The 20,319-nt window shown below is 69.8% G+C and carries 13 protein-coding genes; 6 read left to right on the top strand and 7 right to left on the bottom strand.

What is annotated here, in order from left to right; genetic code table 11:
- Positions 1–33: 33 nt before the first annotated feature.
- Positions 34–918, top strand: coding sequence for an aldo/keto reductase (locus ACFVDO_RS14980; RefSeq protein ID WP_378857986.1), 885 nt, complete (start codon positions 34–36; stop codon positions 916–918).
- A 34-nt stretch (positions 919–952) separates the two neighbouring features.
- Positions 953–1,801 carry a helix-turn-helix transcriptional regulator gene (locus ACFVDO_RS14975; protein WP_378857985.1) on the top strand — a complete coding sequence of 283 codons (849 nt, stop codon included), beginning with the start codon at positions 953–955 and terminating at the stop codon, positions 1,799–1,801.
- A gap of 112 nt (positions 1,802–1,913) precedes the next feature.
- Here ACFVDO_RS14975 and ACFVDO_RS14970 read toward each other — a convergent pair whose 3' ends face one another.
- The 4 genes from ACFVDO_RS14970 to ACFVDO_RS14955 all read right to left on the bottom strand — a co-directional run bounded on the left by ACFVDO_RS14970 (position 1,914) and on the right by ACFVDO_RS14955 (position 8,635).
- Positions 1,914–4,109, bottom strand: a complete 2,196-nt coding sequence (locus tag ACFVDO_RS14970; RefSeq protein WP_378858032.1) for a copper-translocating P-type ATPase — start codon at positions 4,107–4,109, stop codon at positions 1,914–1,916.
- 74 nt (positions 4,110–4,183) lie between these two features.
- Complete coding sequence (locus ACFVDO_RS14965) at positions 4,184–6,529, bottom strand: heavy metal translocating P-type ATPase (RefSeq protein WP_378857984.1); 2,346 nt, start codon at positions 6,527–6,529, stop codon at positions 4,184–4,186.
- Positions 6,530–6,563: 34 nt separating this feature from the next.
- Positions 6,564–6,773, bottom strand: a complete 210-nt coding sequence (locus ACFVDO_RS14960) for a heavy-metal-associated domain-containing protein (RefSeq protein WP_378857983.1) — start codon at positions 6,771–6,773, stop codon at positions 6,564–6,566.
- 113 nt (positions 6,774–6,886) lie between these two features.
- A complete protein-coding gene (locus ACFVDO_RS14955; protein WP_378857982.1) occupies positions 6,887–8,635 on the bottom strand; it encodes an L-aspartate oxidase in 1,749 nt (582 codons plus the stop codon).
- Between the two features lie 71 nt (positions 8,636–8,706).
- On the opposite strand from ACFVDO_RS14955, the gene ACFVDO_RS14950 reads away from it, so the two are divergent.
- Positions 8,707–9,639 carry a LysR family transcriptional regulator gene (locus ACFVDO_RS14950; RefSeq protein WP_378857981.1) on the top strand — a complete coding sequence of 311 codons (933 nt, stop codon included), beginning with the start codon at positions 8,707–8,709 and terminating at the stop codon, positions 9,637–9,639.
- A gap of 95 nt (positions 9,640–9,734) precedes the next feature.
- Here ACFVDO_RS14950 and ACFVDO_RS14945 read toward each other — a convergent pair whose 3' ends face one another.
- Positions 9,735–12,587, bottom strand: a complete 2,853-nt coding sequence (locus tag ACFVDO_RS14945; RefSeq protein WP_378857980.1) for an AAA family ATPase — start codon at positions 12,585–12,587, stop codon at positions 9,735–9,737.
- 442 nt (positions 12,588–13,029) lie between these two features.
- On the bottom strand, positions 13,030–13,320 hold the full coding sequence (locus ACFVDO_RS14940) for a hypothetical protein (RefSeq protein WP_378857979.1): 291 nt from the start codon (positions 13,318–13,320) through the stop codon (positions 13,030–13,032).
- A gap of 153 nt (positions 13,321–13,473) precedes the next feature.
- Here ACFVDO_RS14940 and ACFVDO_RS14935 point away from each other — a divergent pair, with 153 nt between their 5' ends.
- The 3 genes from ACFVDO_RS14935 (at position 13,474) to ACFVDO_RS14925 (ending at position 20,023) form a co-directional block, all read left to right on the top strand.
- A complete protein-coding gene (locus ACFVDO_RS14935; RefSeq protein WP_378857978.1) occupies positions 13,474–16,341 on the top strand; it encodes a BTAD domain-containing putative transcriptional regulator in 2,868 nt (955 codons plus the stop codon).
- Between the two features lie 148 nt (positions 16,342–16,489).
- Positions 16,490–19,312 (top strand): immune inhibitor A domain-containing protein, encoded by a 2,823-nt coding sequence (locus tag ACFVDO_RS14930; RefSeq protein WP_378857977.1) that lies wholly within the window; start codon positions 16,490–16,492, stop codon positions 19,310–19,312.
- Between the two features lie 405 nt (positions 19,313–19,717).
- Positions 19,718–20,023 (top strand): hypothetical protein, encoded by a 306-nt coding sequence (locus ACFVDO_RS14925; protein ID WP_378857976.1) that lies wholly within the window; start codon positions 19,718–19,720, stop codon positions 20,021–20,023.
- Between the two features lie 12 nt (positions 20,024–20,035).
- Here the strand turns inward: ACFVDO_RS14925 and ACFVDO_RS14920 are convergent, their stop codons facing one another.
- Positions 20,036–20,242, bottom strand: a complete 207-nt coding sequence (locus ACFVDO_RS14920) for a hypothetical protein (RefSeq protein ID WP_378857975.1) — start codon at positions 20,240–20,242, stop codon at positions 20,036–20,038.
- Positions 20,243–20,319 lie beyond the last annotated feature (77 nt).

Raw genomic sequence — 20,319 nt, 5'->3', positions numbered from 1 at the left:
CTCCGACGACAGGACGGTCGTAGCGTCGAAGGCATGACCAGCGACCACTTCACCCTGAACAACGGCGTGACGATGCCCGCCCTCGGTTTCGGCGTCTTCCAGACTGCGCCCGCGGAGACGGCGGACGCCGTGACCACAGCGCTGTCGACCGGGTACCGCCTCATCGACACCGCCGCCGCCTACGCGAATGAACGCGGAGTCGGCGACGCGCTGAAGTCGTCCGGACTGCGGCGCGACGACGTCTTCCTCGAGTCGAAGGTGTGGATCAGCGACTACGGCTACGACGAGACCCTGCACGCGTTCGAGAAGAGCGCCCGGAAGCTGCAGGTCGACGTCATCGACCTGTTCATCCTGCACCAAGCGCTCCCCAGCGACTTCGAAAGGACGCTCGCCGCCTATCGGGCTCTCGAGAAGCTCCTCGCCGACGGCAAGGTGCGCGCCATCGGAGTGAGCAACTTCATGACGTCCCACCTCTCGGAGCTGCTCGCCCAGACGGATGTCGTTCCGGCGGTGAACCAGATCGAGGTGCACCCCTACTTCGCGCAGCGCGATGTGCAGGAGCTCGGCACACAGCACGGCATCCTGACTCAGGCGTGGTCCCCGATCGGCGGGATCACGTCGTACCGCGGTGACCACAGCACCAGCACGTTCGCCGACGCGGCGATCCTCGAGATCGCCGAGGCCCATGACCGGAGCGCTGCTCAGGTGATGCTCCGCTGGCACCTGCAGCAGGGACGTTCGGCGATCCCGAAGTCGACCAGGCCGGAGCGCATCGCCGAGAACTTCGACGTGTTCGACTTCGAACTCACGGGCGACGAGATCGCCAGGATCGATGCGCTCGACACCGGCGTCCGCGGGGGCCCCGAGCCCGAGGCCGTCACGCTGGAGACATACGGCCGCGACATCCCCGAGGAGTGAGACTCGGCTCCGCAGGAGGAATACCGTGGCAGACATGAGCCACCAGAGCGAGGTGCGCGAGTTCCTCACCACCCGGAGGGCCCGGCTGACGCCCGATCGTGCGGGCATCATCGGTGGTCCGCGCCGACGGGTCCCCGGCCTGCGCCGCGAAGAGGTCGCGATGCTCGCCGGGATGAGCGTGGACTACTACGCGCGGATGGAGCGCGGTGACCTGTCCGGCGTCTCGGCCGAGGTGCTCGACGCACTCTGCCGGGCCCTGCAGCTGGACGACGCCGAGACGGCCCATCTCCACGATCTCGCTCGTAACGCGTCGCCGGCCGGACCGGGGAGGAGACGTCCGCGCGCGGAGAGCCCCGAGCTTCGGCCGGGGCTGCACCGGCTGCTCGACACGATCACCGCTCCGGCCTACATCGCGAACGCGCGGAAGGACTTCCTCGCGGTGAACGCGATGGGCCGGGCCGTGTTCGCCCCGATCCTCGACGACCCCGCCAACCGCAGCAACAACGCGCGCTTCACCTTCCTGAACCCGGCCTCCCACACCTACTACCCGGATTGGGAATCGGGAGCGAACAGCATCGTCGCCACTCTGCGCACGGCAGCAGGACGCGATCCGCAGGACCGGGGCCTCACTGACCTCATCGGCGAGCTCGCCACGCGCAGCGATGTCTTCCGCACACGATGGGCGGCGCACGATGTGCGCTTCCACCGCGCCGGCAGCAAACGCATCCATCATCCCGACGTCGGCGACCTCGAGTTCGACTACGAAGGGCTCGAGCTCCCCTCCGATCCCGATCTCATCCTCTACGTGATGACGCCTTCGCCCGGCACTCCGACGGAGGAGCGCCTGCGCCTGCTGGGCAGCCTGGCCGCCACGACCGCGTGAAGGACTCGCCCCTCGAACACCGCCGGCGCTGCCCCGGTTCCGGTCTCAGCGGATGCGGGTTCGAAGGCCGAACACCCGCAACCGTTGAGACCGGAGCACGGGAAGGACCGGGTCAGCGGCCGGTCATCCGCTCCGGCCGCAGATCCAGACGGCGCAGGGACTGGGCGTTGAGCGCCACGACGATCGTCGAGAGGCTCATCAGCACCGCGCCCACCGACATCGGCATCACGAACCCGATCGGCGCGAGCACGCCGGCCGCGAGCGGCACCGAGATCAGGTTGTAGCCCGCCGCCCACCACAGGTTCTGCTTCATCTTGCGATAGCTCGCCCGCGACAGCTCGATCACGGAGAGCACGGAGCGGGGGTCGTCGGATGCCAGGATGACGCCGGCCGAGGCGATCGCGACATCCGTTCCGGCGCCGATCGCGATCCCGACATCCGCCTGCGCGAGTGCCGGAGCGTCGTTCACGCCGTCGCCGACCATCGCGACCTTCTTGCCCTCGCGCTGCAGCTCGGCGACCTTCGCGGACTTGTCCTCGGGGCGCACGCCCGCGAACACCCGCTCGATACCCAGCTCGGATGCCACGGAGTGCGCCACAGCCTCGGCATCGCCGGTGATCATGACCACCTCGACGCCCTTCGCCCGCAGCGCCTCGACGGCCTCGCGCGACTCGGAGCGGATCTCATCGGCCAGCTTCAGCCCGCCGATCACCTGTCCGTCGCGCACGACGTGCAGGATGATCGCGCCGTCTGCGCGCCAGTCCGCGGCATCCGGCACCTCGACGGCCCCGATCTCGTCGAGCAGCCGAGGGCCGCCGACGCGCACCTCGTGACCCTCGACCGTCGCGGTCACGCCGACGGCGGGCGACGAGGCGAACCCTGTCGCGGTGGCCACGTCGAGGGCGGATGCCGCGCGCACGATCGCCTTCGCGAGCGGGTGCTCGCTGTCGGCCTCGGCGGATGCCGCGAGCGCCAGCACCTGGTCGGAGGTCCACTCCCCGACCGGTGCGACGCCGGTGACGGTGGGCTCGCCCTTGGTGAGCGTTCCGGTCTTGTCGAACAGCACCGCGTCGATGTCGCGCATGCTCTCGAGCGCCAGGCGGTCCTTGACGAGCACGCCCGCGCGGGCCGCACGCTCGGTGGCGATCGACACGACCAGCGGGATGGCCAGGCCCAGCGCGTGGGGGCAGGCGATCACGAGCACTGTGATGGTGCGGATGACGGCCTCGTCCGGCAGCCCGATGAACGACCAGACGATCGCGGTGATCGCCGCGGCGCCGAGCGCGAACCAGAACAGCCACGCGGCGGCCCGGTCGGCCAGACGCTGCGCGTGGGAGCTGGACGCCTGCGCATCGGCGACGAGCTTGCGGATGCCGGCCAGCGCGGTGTCGTCCCCAGTGGCGGTGACCTCCACGCGCAGGCCGGAGTCGGTCGCAACCGTACCCGCGGTGACGGAGTCGCCCATGCCGCGGGAGACCGAGCGGGACTCGCCGGTGAGCATCGACTCATCCATGTCTGCGCGGCCGTCGACGATCCGCCCGTCGGCCGGGATGCTGCCGCCGGGGCGCACGATGACGACGTCTCCGACGCGCAGGTCGGACGGCGAGACCACGGTGCCGTCCACCAGCTCCGCCTCATCGGGCAGCAGCGCGGCCAGCGAGTCGAGCGCCGAACTGGTCTGCGCGAGCGAGCGCATCTCGATCCAGTGCCCGAGCAGCATGATCACGATCAGCAGCGCCAGCTCCCACCAGAACTCGAGCTCGTGGTGCAGCAGACCGAGGCTCGCGCCCCAGGATGCCAGGAAGGCGACAGTGATCGCGAGGGCGATCAACAGCATCATCCCGGGCTTGCGTGCCTTGAGCTCGGAGACGGCGCCGGTCAGGAACGGCCGGCCGCCCCAGACGTACATGACCGTACCGAGGACAGGGGCGGTCCATCGCGCCCAGCCCGGGACCTCGTAGCCGAGGATCATCGCGAACATCGGCGAGAGAGCGACCACCGGGACGGCGATGATCAGGTTGATCCAGAACAGCCGCCGGAACTGTCCGACGTGATCGCCGTGGCCGGCGTGGCCGGCGTGCCCTGCGTGGGCGCCGTGCGCCTCATGTGCATCATGTCCCGCGTGGGCATCGTGACCCGCGTGGGCATCATGTCCCGCGTGGGCATCGTGACCCGCGTGGGCATCGTGACCCGCGTGGGCGTCGTGACCGGTGTGATCCCCATGCGCGTGCTGGGACTGTTCCGCCACTTCACTCAACGACCCGGTGGCGTGCCCGGTGTGCGTGTCGTGGCCCTCGTGCTTCTCCATGTTCACGACAACGAACATACCCCCCTGGGGTATTCCCTGACAAGGGTTCCCAGAGGGGTCTGGCCGCGAGCCGCTCAGCGGAATCGGCGCAGCCGCAGGCTGTTCCCCACTACGAAGACGCTCGAGAAGGCCATCGCCGCGCCCGCGATCATCGGGTTCAGCAGCCCCAGCGCCGCGAGCGGGATCGCCGCGGTGTTGTACGCGAACGCCCAGAACAGGTTGCCCTTGATCGTGCCGAGCGTGCGCCGCGACAGACGGATCGCGTCCGCCGCCGCCCGCAGGTCTCCGCGGACGAGAGTGATGTCGGATGCCTCGATAGCGACATCTGTACCGGTGCCCATCGCCATGCCGAGGTCGGCCTGCGCGAGCGCCGGAGCGTCGTTCACGCCGTCGCCGACCATCGCGACGATCCTGCCCTCATCCTGCAGGCGGGCGACGACCGAGAGCTTCTCAACCGGCAGAACCTCGGCGATGACCTCGGTGATGCCGACCTGCGCGGCGATGTGCCGAGCGGCCGCCTCGTTGTCACCCGTGAGCAGGATGGGCGTCAGCCCGAGCTTCACGAAGGACGCCACGGCCTCGGCCGAGGTCGCCTTCACGCGATCCGACACGACGATCACGCCGCGGGCCTCGCCGTCCCAGGCCACGAGCACGGCGGTCTGGCCGGATGTCTCGGCCTGCGCCTTCGCGTCGAGCAGGTCCCTCGACGGGTGCACGGCCCAGTCCTCGAGCAGCGAAAGCCGGCCGACGAGCACCGCGTGCCCGTCGACGACGCCGGTGACGCCGCGCCCCTCGACGTTCTGGAAGGACTCGACCTCGGGGAGTGCGACCGCACGCCCTTCGTCCCGCGCGTCCGCGGTTCCTGAGCGCCCTTCGACTCGCGGGTCCGCGGTTCCTGAGCGAGCGGAGCGAGACGAAGGGCGCTCAGGAGCCGGAATCGCGGGCGCCTCGGCTGCGGCCTTCGCGATCGCCTGGGCGATCGGGTGCTCACTGGCATCCTCGACTGCGCCGGCAAGGCGCAGGAGTTGCGCAGCATCCGTGCCCTCTGAGGGGATGACGGATGCCACCGACATGCGACCCTCGGTCACGGTGCCGGTCTTGTCGAGCACGATCGTGTCGACGCGGCGGGTGGACTCGAGAACCTCGGGTCCCTTGATGAGGATGCCGAGCTGCGCACCCCGGCCGGTGCCGACCAGCAGCGCGGTCGGGGTCGCGAGACCCAGCGCGCACGGGCAGGCGATGATCAGCACGGCCACCGCGGCGGTGAACGCCATGCTCCAGTCGCCGGAGATCAGCGCCCAGGCGACGAGCGTCACCAGGGCGATGCCGATGACGATCGGCACGAAGACGCCGGAGATGCGGTCGGCCAGGCGCTGCACCTCGGCCTTGCCGGACTGCGCCTCCTCGACCAGCTTCGCCATCTGCGCGAGCTGCGTGTCGGAGCCGACCCGCGTGGCGCGCACCACCAGTCGCCCGCCGGCGTTCACGGTGGCGCCGGTCACCGCATCCCCTGGCGCGACTTCGACCGGCACGGACTCGCCGGTGATCATCGACGCGTCGACCGCGGAGGTGCCGGTGGACACGACGCCGTCGGCGGCGATCTTCTCACCGGGGCGCACGACGAACTCGTCACCGACGCGGAGCTCCTCGATCGGGATGCGGGTCTCGACGCCACCGCGCAGCACCGCGACATCCTTCGCGCCCAGCTCGAGCAGTGCGCGGAGCGCTGCCCCCGCCTGCCGCTTGGCACGCTTCTCGAAGTAGCGCCCTGCGAGCACGAAGGTGGTCACACCGGCGGCGACCTCGAGATAGACGTTGCCCGCGCCGTCCGTGGGCGTGACCGTCCATGAGAAGCCGTGCGTCATGCCCGGCATGCCCGCGGTGCCGAAGAACAGCGCATACAGCGACCACAGGAACGCGGCCGACGTGCCGAGGCTGATCAGGGTGTCCATCGTCGCGGCGCCGTGCCGCAGATTCACCCACGCGGCGCGGTGGAACGGCCAGGCGCCCCACACGATCACCGGTGCGGCGAGGGCGAGGGACGCCCATTGCCAATAGGTGAACTGCAGCGCCGGGATCATCGCGAGCAGGATGACCGGCACGCTCAGCACGGCCGAACCGATCAGGCGCTGCCGCAGCGATCGCAGCTCCGGATCCTCGGCATCCGCCTCGTCGTCCGCGCGCTCCTTCTTGGTCGCCGGCACCTGCGCCGTGTACCCGGCGTTCTCGACCTCGGCGATGAGCACCGCCGGGTCGAGATCGCCGTCGACGCTGACCTGCGCCTTCTCGGTCGCGTAGTTGACCGTGGCGATAACGCCGTCGAGCTTGTTGAGCTTCTTCTCGATGCGCATCGCACAGGACGCACACGTCATCCCGCCGATGGCGAGTTCGATGCGGTTGTCTGCTGCTGCGGTGCTCATGTTCCGAATGCTCCGGTCTCGATGGTTGTGGGTGTCAGGCGGCGACGGCCGCGTAGCCGGCCTCGTCGACGGCGGCGATCACGGCTGCCGCATCGACGGATGCCGCAGAGGTGACGATCAGCTTTCCGGTCTGCGCACTGACGTCGACGCCCTCGACGCCGGCGACCTGCTGGACCTCCTTGCGGACGGACATCTCGCAGTGCCCGCAGGTCATCCCGGTCACCTGGAACTCGGTCGTGGTCATGGTTCGCACCTTTCTGTTACTGACTCCAGAGTACCCCCCTGGGGTACCGCTTCATCAGCATACAAGAAAATACCCCCCTGGGGTATTCCCAGAGGGGCACCAACCGCTCGCGCTCATTCCACGAGCTTGCCCTCCACCGCATCCGACGCCGACTCCTCGGCGAGCCCGCGGAACGATTCCGGCGCATCGGGGAGCGGCTCGAACTCGACGCCCCCGCCCGGAGTCCAGATCATGTTGCCGCGCAGCGCCGGGTCGGTCTCCGGAAAGTCGGCCCGGTTGTGGCATCCACGGGTCTCCCGCCGCTCGATCGCCGACTCGAGGGTGGCGCGCGCGGCGAGAAGCGATCCGAGCAGGTCGAAGGCATGCGCGAGATCGTCGAAGCCGGCGATGTCGGGATGCGCGGTGACGTTCTTCGCGCGCTCCTCGAGGACGGCGAGCTCGGCCAGTCCCTCCCGCAACGACTCCTCGGTGCGGATGACGCCGGCGTGCTCGGTCATCAGGTCGCGCACGGCGCGCTGCAGCCGCCGGGGCGTCTCGGTGCCGGTGCTGTGCAGGAATCCCTCCAACTCGGCGCGAGCCGCGGCCACCGCTGCCGGATCGCGACGCACCTCGGTGCGGCCGCGGACGTACTCGGCCGCGGTCTCGCCGGTGATCCGGCCGTAGACCATCAGTTCGATCAGCGAGTTGCCGCCCAGCCGGTTGGCACCATGCAAGCCACTGGAGGCCTCGCCGATCGCGTACAGCCCCTCGACGCCGGTGCCGTGGTCCTCGGCGCGCACCCACACACCGCCCATCGAGTAGTGCGCCGTGGGCGACACCTCCATGGGCTGCTCGGTGATGTCGAGCATCTGCAGATCGATCATCGCGCGGTACAGCCGCGGCAGCTTCTCGAGGATCTGCTCGCGCGGCAGGTGGGAGACATCCAGCCAGACGCCGCCCTTCTCGGTGCCGCGCCCCTCGGCGATCTCGGTGTAGTTCGCCAGCGCCACGCGGTCGCGGGTCGACAGCTCCTTTCGCTCGGGGTCGTACCGCTCCATGAACCGCTCGCCCTGCGCATTGGTGAGGATGCCGCCCTCGCCGCGCGCCGCCTCGGAGACGAGCGTGCCCGCGGCGTCGTCGGGCTCGAGCAGCCCGGAGGGATGGAACTGCACGAGTTCGGCGTCGCGGATGCGTGCGCCGGCCAGTGCGGCCAGACGGAACGAGTCGCCGGTGTTCTCGTCGCGCCGCGAGGAGGTGTAGCGCCAGATGCGGGTATGCCCGCCGGCGGCGAGGATGACCGCGTCGGCGTGGATGACGATCGGCGTGCCGTCGACGATGTCGAAGCCGTAGGCGCCGAACACCGTGCCGTCCGCGGTGAGGATGCGGGTGATGTAGACGGTGTCGATGATCGGCACCGCAAGCTCGGCCGCGCGACGCACCAGCGTGCGCTGGATCTCGAGACCGGTGTAGTCGCCGGCGTAGGCGGTGCGGCGGTACGTGTGCGCACCGAAGAAGCGCTGGCTGATGCGGCCGTCGGCCTCGCGCGCGAAGGGCATCCCCCATCGCTCGAGGTCTTCGATGCCGCGGGCCGCGTTCCGCGCGACGACCTCGACGATCTCGGGGTCGGCGAGGAAGTACGACTCGCGCAGCGTGTCGGCGGCGTGCTGCTGCCAGGAGTCCTCGGGGTCCATGGTGCCGAGGGCTGCATTGATGCCGCCGGCCGCGAGGGTGGTGTGTGCGTCGTGCTTGCGCCGCTTGCCGACGGCGAGCACCTGGATGCCACGCTCGGCGAGTTCGATGGATGCGCGGAGGCCCGCGCCGCCGGTGCCTATGACGAGGACGGAGGTGGTGAGGTGACGTTCTGCGTGCGGGGAGGAGAGCATGCGTTCCACGCTAGGAACGCCAGATCGATCCCGCCAATGCATAGTTTCTCTGCCTTCGATACGCTTTCTGCATGAGACTCGAGGAGCTCCGTTCATTCGAAGCCGTCGCGCGGCTGGGCCACTTCACCCGCGCCGCCGACGAACTGTTCCTGACTCAGCCCTCACTGTCGCGGCAGATCCAGGCGCTGGAATCCGATCTCGGCGCCACGCTGTTCCAGCGCGACCGCACCGGCGTCGCGATCACCACCGCCGGTGAGGCGCTGCTGCCGATCGCCCGGCGGATGCTGGCCGACGCCGACGCCGCACGGCAGGAGATGGACGAGCTGGCCGGTCTGCGGCGCGGTCGCATCCGCCTGGGCGCCCCGCCGACGCTGTGCGTCTCGGTGGTGGCGGAGGTGATCGCCGAGTTCCGGCGCGCGCACCCGGGCATCGACCTGCACATCACCGAGGCCGGGTCGCGCGCGCTCGTCGAGGCTCTCGGCGAGGGTGCACTCGACCTCGCCCTCACGATCACGCGGCCGAACGTGCGCGAAGACCCAGCGGTCGAGCGGGTGCCGCTGTTCACTGAGGAGCTGGTCGTCGCCTCCGCCGCCGACGCGGGCGACGTTCCCGACCACCTCACCATCACCGAGCTGGCCGCGCTTGCGCAGGTCGCGTTCAACCGCAGCTACGACCTGCGGGTCGCGACGGATGCCGCGTTCGAGGCATCCGGACTGACTCCCGCGATCGCCGTCGAAGGCGCCGAGATGGACGCGGTGCTGCGCTTCGTGGCCCGCGGGATCGGCGTGGCGGTGGTTCCCGCGACCGTGCTCCTGGGCAGGCCGGAACTGCAGGGCTCACAGCTGCGCGCTCCACAGCTCACCCGTACCGTCAACCTGTCACGCCGTACGGCTGTACGACCGAGCGCCGCCGTCGCCGCCATCGAGAAGACGATCTTCGACGTCGTGGCCGGCCTGATGCACGAGGACAGCGCCCTGCGCGACAGGATCACGCCGGTCTCGTGAGCGCCGCGAGAAACCACTTCCCGCACGAGAAACGACCTGGCGCACGGTTTCTCACGACGGAAGTGGTTCCTCACGGACGGCGGAACAGGGTGGGTTCAGACCCCGGCGCGCAGGCGCGCAGCGGCCTCGGTGCGCGACGAGGCGCCGAGCTTGCGCAGGATCGCCGAGACATGCACGCTCACCGTCTTGATGCTGATGAACAGCTCATCGGCGATCTCGCGGTTGCTGCGGCCCTCGCCGATCAGATCGAGCACCTGCCGCTCGCGCTCGGTGAGCTCGGCGCCGTCGCCGCGCGCGTGGCCGTTCGCCAGACCGGATGCCGCAGTGAAGTCGGCGACGTCGCGGGCGAGACGCGCATGACCGACGCGCTCGGCGATCGCGGATGCCTCGGCCAGCACTTCCGCGGCCTCGGTTCGGTCGCCGCGCTCGGCCACGATCGCGCGGGCCAGCTCCAGCCGCACCAGCACGGCGTGCAGCGCCTGGGCGTCCTCGTCTTCGGCGTGCACGAGCGCCGCCCGCAGCGCGGTGCTCGACGGCTCGAACAGGGCGCGCAGCACCGGATCCCAGTGCGGATGCCGAAGCTCGCCGGGCAGCGCGTCCCACGCGGCCAGCAGACGCTCCGCAAGCGCGACGGCCCGGGCGCTCTGTCCCTGTGCACGCAGCGCGACCACGGTCCACGGCGCCTCGCTGAGCGTCCGCGCCAAGTGCGCGGGCAGCCGCACCGGGGCGTCGAGCAGACCGTCGAGCAGGTCGGCCGCCGCCTCTGCACGTCCGGCGTTCATCTCGATCTCGAGTGCCGACAGCAGTCGCCCGTACCAGACCTGCGTCTCGACCTCGGCGGCGGCGTCGATCCTGGTGCGCCACTCGTCGCGCAGCGCCCTGGCTTCGTCGATGCGTCCGCGCCAGGCGAGCGCCTTGATGCGCGAGGCTGTGGTGTACACCCGGAAGATGCGGTGCGTGGGCATCGCCAGGTCGCCGGCGAGCAACTCTTCGGCACTGTCGATCCGGCCCAGGTGCAGCAGCGGCTCGACCAGGTTCTGGGTGAGGATCGATCCGCTGGTGCGCTCGAGGCCGAGCGCGCGGGCGTGGGCGACGCCCTCCTCGGCCACCCGGATGGCATCGCGATGCCGCCCGAGCAGGCAGAGCGCATCGGAGTAGTTGACCCGGTACCGCAGCTTCGCGTCGTTGTTGATCGCGTGCTGCTGCGCCCGCTCGAACCAGGCGTAGGCGCCGTCGAGATCGCCTCGCTCCATGGCGCAGATGGCGATGGTGGTCGCCGCCATCGAGATGACCGAGTCGACGCCAAGGCTCTCGCCGATGCGGATCGCGTCGGAGGCCGCGACCTCGCACTCGTCGAAGCGCGCGCTGATCATCAGCCGCCCGGCCAGCTGCACCAGCACCAGCGCCCGCAGCCGCTGATCGTCGAAGTCGTCGTCCATCAGCGCGAGGGCCTGCTCGGAGTACTCGATGGACCCGTGCCGTCCGGCGTTCTGCAGGTACATCGCCTTGTCGCGCAGCAGCCGCACGCGAGCGCCGAGCTCGATGCCGTCGTCGTTCTCCGCCTCTTGCAGCGCGAGGTCGACGACACTGAGCGCGCGCTCGCTGTCACCCGCGTTGCGCATGATCGATCCGAGCCTGGTGAGCAGCGTGATCCGAGGCATGCCCACCAGCTCCGCGGCATCCGGAACCTGATCCCAGAGCTCCAGCGCGAGTTCGCCGAACCGCGCAGCAGAGGAGAACGCGAAGTCGGTGCGCGCCTGCGTCATGGCCTGCACGGCCGCGGCGAGTGCGCGCCTGGCGTCGTGCGCCTGGTGCCAGTGGTAGGCCAGTTCGGACGCCCGGCTGCAGGTGCCCGGCGGACGCGCCTCGAGCGCCTCGGCATAGGCGCGGTGCAGCCGGCCGCGCTCACCGGGGAGCAGGTCGTCGTGCACGGCCTCGCGCAGCAGCGCGTGCCGGAAGGAGTAGGCGTCGTCGTCGCGCACCGCGAGGATCGACGCCGCCATCGCCTCACGAAGGGCGCCGTCGAGCCGCTCGTCCGGCAGCGCCGAGAGCGTCGTGAGCAGATCGTGCGACACCGAGCCGTCGGAGGCCGATGCCAGGCGAACGACCTTCTTCGCGTCGTCGCCGAGCCCGTCGAACCGCGCGAGCAGCACATCGCGCAGCGTCTCGGGAATGGGGCCCTCGGCGTTGCAGGCGAGCTCCTCGACGAAGAACGGCACCCCCTCGGAGCGCTCGAGGACGCGGGCGAAGGAGGCGTCGTCGACGCCGCCGTGCAGCGACTCCGCGAGCACGCGCACCGCCGCCGCGTCGAGCCTGTCGAGACTGATCCGGTCGAGCAGCCTGGCGCGCTCGGCGGCGACCAGGAACGACCGCACCGCACCGCCGCGGCCGATCTCGTCGGTGCGGCAGGTGAGCACGAACATGACCTGCTCGCGTGCGAGCGCGCGGAGCAGGAAGGAGAGGATCGAGAGGGTCGCCGGGTCGGCCCAGTGCAGGTCTTCGACGACCACGACCAGCGGATGCCGTCGCGCGGCGGCCTCGAACACATCGGCGATCGCCTCGCCCAGGCCCTCGGGCGGAATGGCGGCCCGATCGATCGGCCCCTCGCCCAGCTCAGGCAGCAGCAGTCGCAGCGCCGCCCGGCCCGGGCCCGCTGCTTCGGCCGACGGGTCGTCGAGCGCCTGGAGCGCGCCGCGCACGATCGCCGGCAGGGGCCCGTAGGGCACGGGGATGGAGCCGTAGTCCAGGCACCATCCGGTCAGCAGCGTGGCACGACCGTCGAGCCGCTCCGCGAACTCCGCGAGCAGCCGGGTCTTGCCGATGCCGGCCTCGCCGCCGATGAGCACGGATGCCGGCTCGCTGCTGCCCGCACGGTCGAACGCCCGCCCGAGCAGCCCGAGCTCGATATCGCGGCCCACCATCGTGGCGGACGGCGTGACGAGAGGCATGCCCCCATCGTGCCACCGGCCACCGACATCGGGCCCCGTGGTGACGACGCTCACAGCGGAACCGGCATCCGGGGTCGCCCGACGCGGCCATCCCGACGCCGGCCGGCGCCGTCCAGGTCGCGATTCGCCCCGAAGACGACGCCCCACCGGCATCCGGATCGCACTTCGTGACGGAATCCGCCCGGCAGAGCGGGACGAACTGCGACTCGAGCGGGACGAACTTCCCGCAAGCGACCCGACCGCCCGCGCCGCGGTGCGCGGCCTTCCCGCCACCCGACGCGGCCGTCCACCTCGCGTTTCGCCCCGGAAACAGCACCCCACCGGCATCCAGATCGCAATCCACTCCACAGAGCGGGACGGATCCCGACCCGAGCCGAACGGGCTCCGCGGTTCCGGGATGAACGGCGACGGGAAGCCGCCGCAACCGCGCGGAACGCGCGAGTCATGCGGCCGCCGGGCAATCCGCGCACGGCGTGATGTCGCGCGCCGGCGCCGGACGGACAGATGCCGGACGACCCGGCGCCTGCCCGGCGGCACTCGGGGCTGCGGCCGGCACCGCGGCGCGCGCGGCACGGCGGGCGGCGCGGGCCGCGCGCATCCGCCGGATCAGACCGTCCTGGTACTCCGGCACCCCGAGCCGCTCACGCAGCATCCGGTCGCGCTCGGCGGCGCGGGTGGCGTGCTCGGTCTCGATCGCGGTGATGCGGCCGTGGAAGAAACTCTGCTCGTACATGGCAACTCCTCTTTCGTGTGCATCCCTACACTCCGCTCTGAGGCGGGTGGGCAGCATCGGGAGGAATCCCTATTTCGCGACGGCCTCGTCTTAGAGGCCCCATCGCAGGACCGGGCCCGACGGTCCGCGCCCGTGACTAAGGTGTGAGACGACATGCGCATCGCAGTGCTGGGCCCCGTCCGCATCGTCGACGACGACGGTGCGGAGGTTCCCCTGCCGGGCAGGCTGCAGCGCCTGCTGTTCGCCGGGCTGCTCACGGCCGACGGCCGTCGCGCCCGCCTCGATGCCCTCACCGAACTGCTCTGGCCCGGAGACACCGGCGCGGGGGTCACACGCCGGGTCCGCGTGCAGATCCACCGTCTGCGAAAGGTGATCGGCGCGGCGCGCATCGAGTCGGATGCCGATGCCTACCGTCTCGTGCTGGACGACGACCAGGTCGACGCCGATGCACTCGAGGCCGCCGTCTCCGGTCACGGCGATCTCGCCGAGGCGCTGGCCGCCTGGCGCGGGGACCCCTACGACGGGCTGGAGCAGGAGCTGTTCCAGCGCGAGCGCCTCCGGCTGCGGGAGCTGCGGCTGACCGGTGCCGTGCAGCTGTTCCAGGACGGTCTCGACTCCGGTGAGGGAGGAGCGCTGGTACCGCAGATCCAGCGGCTCCTCGCCGAGGAGCCGCTCAGCGAGCGTCTCAGGGCGCAGCTGATGCTCGCCCTGATCCGCGCCGGACGATCCGGGCGGGCGGCCGAGGTGTTCCGAGAGGGGCGCCGACTGCTGATCGACCAGATCGGCGTCGAACCGGGCGCCGAGCTGCAGGCCGCGCACCGGTTGGCCCTGCGCACCGGCATCGCTGCCGGGTCGGCTCCGGCGGAACTCCCTCCGGCGGCCACGACGCTGATCGGACGTGACCCACAGCTGGCCGAGCTGGATCACCTGCTGCGGGCCGGGGAAGGCGCGCGAACCGGACTGATCTCCGGTCCGGCGGGCTCGGGCAAGACAGCGCTCGCGCTCGCCTGGGCACGCGACCTCCGCGTCGAGTTCCCGGACGGGCAGGTCTATGTCGACCTCGCCGGATTCAGCCCCGCCGGCCCCCGTTCCGCGGAGTCGGTGCTCGCGCACCTGCTCACGTCTCTGGGAGTCCAGCCCAGCGCCGTGCCGCAGCGGCTTCCGGAGCGCAGCGCGCTGCTGCGCACCCTGGTCGCCTCGCGCCGGATGCTGATCCTGCTCGACGACGCGGTGGACGGCGAGCAGCTGCGCCCTCTGATGGTCTCCGCGCCGGGCGTCGTGACGGTGGTCACCTCGCGCCGGGAGCTGACATCGCTGGCCGCCGGGATCTCAGCACGGCGAGTGCGCCTGGGGCCGCTCTCGCCCCGCAACGCCGCAGCGCTCCTCGGCGGGACCACCGACGGTGCGGGGCCCTCGACGGGTCGGGCTCCGGCCCCGGCCTTCGCACGACTCGCCGCGCTCTGCGGGCACCTGCCACTGGCCCTGCGCATCGCCGCCGAGCGCCTGCGCGAGTACGGCGGCTCCACGGAGGTCGCGGTCGCGGATCTCATCGCGGAGCTCGAGGACGAGCGCCTCCGCCTCGATGCGCTGGCGACTCCCGATGACGACGGCCGCGATGTCCGGGCCGTGCTGCAGGCTTCCTATGACGCTCTCACCCCGGACGACGCCTCGCTGTTCCGGCGGATCGGGGTGCTGGAGCATCCGTCTGATCTCGACACGATCGCGGCGGCATGGGGGCGCGATCCGCGCGACACCAGGCGTGCCCTGCAGACGCTCGTCGGGCTGCACCTCGCCGAGCGTCACATGGGGAACAGGGTCGGCCAGCACGACCTGCTCGCGGCGTTCGCCCGTGAGCTGCTGCACCGGGTCGACGGTGCGGACGTCGTCTCGGGCTCGCTGCGCCGCATCCAGTCGCTCTGGCTCTGGGGAGTGATCGACGCCTGCCGAGTGCTCGGCCTCGACGTCCCGCTGCGCGAGGATGATCTGCCGGATCCTGCCCTCAGGTCGAAGGCCGCGGGCTTCGCCGATGCCGCGGCGGCGGTGACCTGGCTGCAGGACATGTGGCCGGCGCTGATGTCGATGGCGGAGGGCGACGATGCTGCGAGCGGCTTCCGCACGGTACTCCTCGCCGAGCTCTCCGTCTACGCGACGATGCAGGGCGATGCGCAGACGATGCGCAGCCTCGGCGAACGGGTGCGCGACGACGCCGGCGCCGAGGGCGACGATCGCGCTCTCGCGTTGGCCGAGTGCGCTCTGGGCATCCTGATGGATCACCTCGGCGACCCACAGGCGTCCGTGCACCACCAGGAGCGCGCGCTGCATCTGAATCACCGGCTCGGCGACGTACGAGAACAGGCGATATCGCTGAACAACCTCTCCCTGGTCCTTCGCAGGATCGGGCGCGCTGCCGACGCCCGCGCACGCCTCCTGCAGTCGCTCGAACTGCTCAGGAACGGGCTCGAGGCCCGCGATCCGCGGGACGTCCGCCTGATCGCCGCCTGCACGGCGAACCTCGCCTCGGTCGAACTGGATCTCGCCCACCGGGACACCGCCGCGACGATCGCGGAGGCGCTCCGGCTCGCTCGAGCATGCGCGGATGCCAGGTCGGAGGGGACCGCACTTCTCGTCCTCGCCCTGCTCGAGCTGTCTCGCGGACGTTGGGATGCGGCAGCGGACGCCGCCCGACGGACGATGTCGCTGAGCCGGGACTCTGGACTGCGGCGACTCGAAGGCGCCGCGACCGAGGCATTGGCCGAGTGCGCCAGGGAGAACGCGGACTTCCCTGCCGCCCTCGACCTGCACGAACGCGCACTGTCGATCGCGCAGGAGGTGCAGAACGTGCAGTCACGGCTCGACGCGATGCTCGGCTGCGGGCTCACGCATCAGCGGATGGGCGACGGTTCAGGCGCCGCCGTCTACCTCCGTGAGGTGCTCGCCCTGGCGGAGGCGCGCGGCTACGACGCGCACGCGGACCGCGCCCGGCGTGCGCTGGGCGTGGAACGACCGATGCGTGTGCCCTGAGCGCGGATCACGCGTTTGTCTCGGATTCAGCGAATCCACTTCCCCTGCACAGGACTTTCACGGTAAAAGTGATCTTGCGCGCCTGATCGGCGCGCACCGCTCGCGCCGTTGCGACACCCCTTTCGCGCGGCGCGCGAAGGGAGAAGCAATGTCAGAACCAACCGGCCGCACGCGAAGGCGCGTAGTGGCGACGACCTCGGCGTTCGCGCTCGCGGTCGCCGGCGTCACCACTTTCGGCGTGATACCCGCCAGCGGCGCCCCTGCAGCAGCGGAGGCGGCACCGTCCTCACCCACGATCGGCGCCGACGAGTACTACATGAATTACGCCGCGCCGAACGTTGAGGGTGCTTTCGACGCATCCGTCGACTCGCCGGTCGCCAGCGCGAAGGGCTCGACCAAGGGTTTCAGCGGCGCCAAGGCGCTCGACCGCGCCAAGGCCTACGACCAGAAGTACGCGCAGGGAAACCCGAAGGCGGCGAAGCAGCTGGCGAAGGGTGAGGCCAAGGCGCAGAAGACCGGCAAGAGCCCGAAGAACCTGAAGCACTCCAAGAGCACTCAGCAGGCGAAGCTGCTCACGATCCTGGTCGAGTTCGACGGCACCGAGGACTTCAGCGACCTGTACGTGCCGACCGAGTTCGGCGCCACGACGTGCAAGCCGGGCGACGTGCAGGGACCCGTCCTGCACAACAACATCCCGAACCCGGCGGATGCCGCTCACAAGGACAACAACACCATGTGGGTGAAGGACTTCTCGAGCGACTTCTACAACAAGATGCTGTTCTCCGAGAAGGGCATCACCGAGCGCGTTCGCCCCGATCTGACCGGCCCCGACGGCAAGCCGGGCTTCGACATCTCGGGCTACACGATGAAGAACATGTACGAGGAGATGTCGCGCGGCGCGTACACCCTCACCGGTTCCGCCACGGCGTGGGTCAAGGTGCCGCACTCCGAGGCGTACTACGGCGCCACCGTCTGCCACCAGGACGAGAGCGGCAACTGGGTCGCCGGCCCCATGCAGGACATGCAGGGCCACCCCGACAACCCGCTCGGACCTGGCCAGCTGCCGATCGACGCCGTGGCGTCGCTCGCCGCGCAGAACCCGAACTTCCCGTGGGCCGACTACGACATCGAGGACCAGGGAGACCGCGACGGCGACGGCAACGTCAACGAGCCCGACGGCGTGATCGACCATGTCGTCCTGGTGCACGCCGGTGAGGACAAGTCCGGTGGCGGCGGCGCCCAGGGCACCTACTCGATCTGGGCGCACTCCTCCTCGGTCGCCGGCGGTGCCAGCATCCCCGGCACGAACCTGAAGCTGTCGAACTACATCGTGCAGCCGGAGAACTCCGGCGTCGGCGTGTTCGCACACGAGTACGGACACGACCTCGGCCTGCCCGACCTGTACGACACCTCGAACGCGGGCAACTCCGACATCGACTTCTGGGATCTGATGAGCTCCGGCTCGCACTCCGGCCCCATCTTCCAGTCGATGCCGACCCACATGGGCCTCTGGGACAAGTGGGTGCTCGGATGGGCCGACCCGCAGGAGATCAACCCCGGCGACAAGCCGACGACGGTCAAGGTCGGCCAGACCTCGCGCCCGAAGAAGGGCACGGAGGACGGCATCAAGGTGAACCTGCCCGACAAGAAGATCGTGCTCGCCGAGCCGCACAGCGGTTCGGAGATGTGGTACTCCGGTGCAGACCAGGACTGGGCTGACTCCCGTCTGACGCGCTCCATCGCAGGCGTGCCCGCCAACGGCAAGTTCTGGATGTGGAACAACTACATCATCGAGGAGGACTGGGACTTCGGCTTCGTCGAGGTCTCGACCGACGGCGGCAGCACCTGGACCGAGCAGAAGGTCTACAACGAGGCGGGCGCGCTGGTCTCGACGAGCGACACCTACGCCGACCCGAATGGTCGCATGAAGGACTTCGGCGGCAAGAAGTACGGTCTGACCGGCTCGTCGAACGGCTGGGCGCACGACTACGTCGACCTGTCGGCGTACGCCGGACAGAACATCCAGATCCGCCTGCGCCAGGCGACTGACGCGGCGTTCCAGGAGCGCGGCTGGTTCTCGGACGACTTCTCGCTCACCAGCGGCACCGAGTCGGTGTGGAGCGACGACGTCGAATCCGGCGACAACGGATGGACGGCGACCGCCGGCACATTCACCGACACGAGCGGCTCGGGCTGGACCCGCGACAGCGGCACCCAGATCAAGTCGCAGTACTACCTGGTCGAGTGGCGCAACCTGGACGGCTTCGACGAGGGCCTCAAGTACGGCTACACCACGGTGTACAGCGACGAGGCCTGGAAGGTCGAGAAGGTTCCCTACAACGCGCCCGGCGCGCTGGTCTGGTACCGCGACGCGGTCTACGGCACCTCGAACCAGGTCACCTCGAACCTGACGAACCTGCCGAGCTACGGGGCGAAGGGCGGTCTGCTTCTGGTGGACAGCCACTTCGATCCGCTGCGCCGCACCGGTGCTGAGGCCGCGCTCGACCCGTCTGTTCAGAAGAACATCTCGAGCCGTGCGCAGTCGTCGAACGCCGCGTTCGGCCTGCAGCCGACGTATCAGTTCAAGGACTGCCTCGTCGACGCCGCGTACAACGAGGCCTGCACCGTTCTGAAGCCCCAGGCGCCGGTGAGCACCTTCACCGACGACAAGGGCTGGGTCGCGGGCATCGAGCCGCTCACCGTGAACGGCAAGGTCGGGCTGTACAACCGTCTGCGCGACGCCTCGGTGGTCGTGCCCTCGGTCGGCGGTGCTCCGTACACCACGCGCGTAGTCAACCCCGACGGCACCCCGGCGACGGCGTACTACGGCACCGACCTCGGGTTCACTGTGCTCGGTACCGGCAACCCCGCCGACTCCGGCGTGGGCTACGGCACCGTCATCTCGGTGAAGAAGGCCATGCAGGGCAACACTGCGGCGCTCATCTCGGTGACGCCGCCGAAGAAGGGCTGATCGCCTGCTGAGCAGAACGCCGGTGCCCGACGAGAGTCGGGGCCGGCGTTCTCGTCCATCCGGTCAATCATTTCGCCCACTGGGAATGAACCTCGGATGGTAGCCTCGACAAATCGCATCGACCGGGGGGGGGTAATGATGAAGACATTGATGTCTGTTGCTCTGACGACGTTGTTGGCACTAGGCGGAGGCCTTCAGGCACTTGGCGGCCCTGACGCAGCAGCGACCCTGTCCAACGTCCCGCAGACTGTCGTCACACCGATGATGACCAAAGCTCAGTGCGATGCCCAGCTCGACCGAGACGGAGACATCTGCCGAGCGAAAGCGTCGTCACGAGATCGCGCACTGTGCTGGGAACGGGCGAACGAACGCTACGCCACCTGCCTGCGATACGCGGACTAGACCATGTCATCCTCACTGCTCGTGCGTGAACTGGATTCCGATCTCGGTGTTCTGCGCCTCGAGGTCCGTTCCGTGTCCGTGCCGGTCGACTACTGCTTCGAGTACCATTTGCTCGACTCGTCTGGACAACTGATGACGTCGACCGCGCTACACGGTGCGGACGAAATCCAGGCGCTGACCTTCTGCCTTGCCGCCGCAGGCGATTACATCGCGAAGTTCATCCCTTCGGCCCGGTGGGGAGCATTCGACAACGCAAAGCTCTTCGTAACTGTTCCTGACACATCGCCTTGGCGGGCGACAACCCAGTAACTCGAACGACGCCTACTGCAGCCGCGGGTCGTATGTCGGGTCCGGGTAGGCCCGCGGGCAGCCGTCCTGCGAGGCGGATACCCGGTACTCGAAGTGCCAGCGCTCGTTCGCGTGAATCTGGCACAGCCCGAAGTCGCTGCCGTGGTCGCCCATGGCCGCCTCGGCGCGTGATCCGTACGTCGCGATCACCTCGACGAGCAGTTGCTCCTGGTGCGCCATCCGCCGGCATCCGTCGTTCCGGCCCGGCATCCGGCTCCCAGTCATCCCAAAGAATGCAGTCGTGTAATATTGCGCGT

This window comes from Microbacterium sp. NPDC057741 (genome assembly GCF_042798735.1).
In the GTDB taxonomy this organism is placed as follows: domain Bacteria; phylum Actinomycetota; class Actinomycetes; order Actinomycetales; family Microbacteriaceae; genus Microbacterium.
This window is presented reverse-complemented; position numbering and strand designations above follow the sequence as displayed.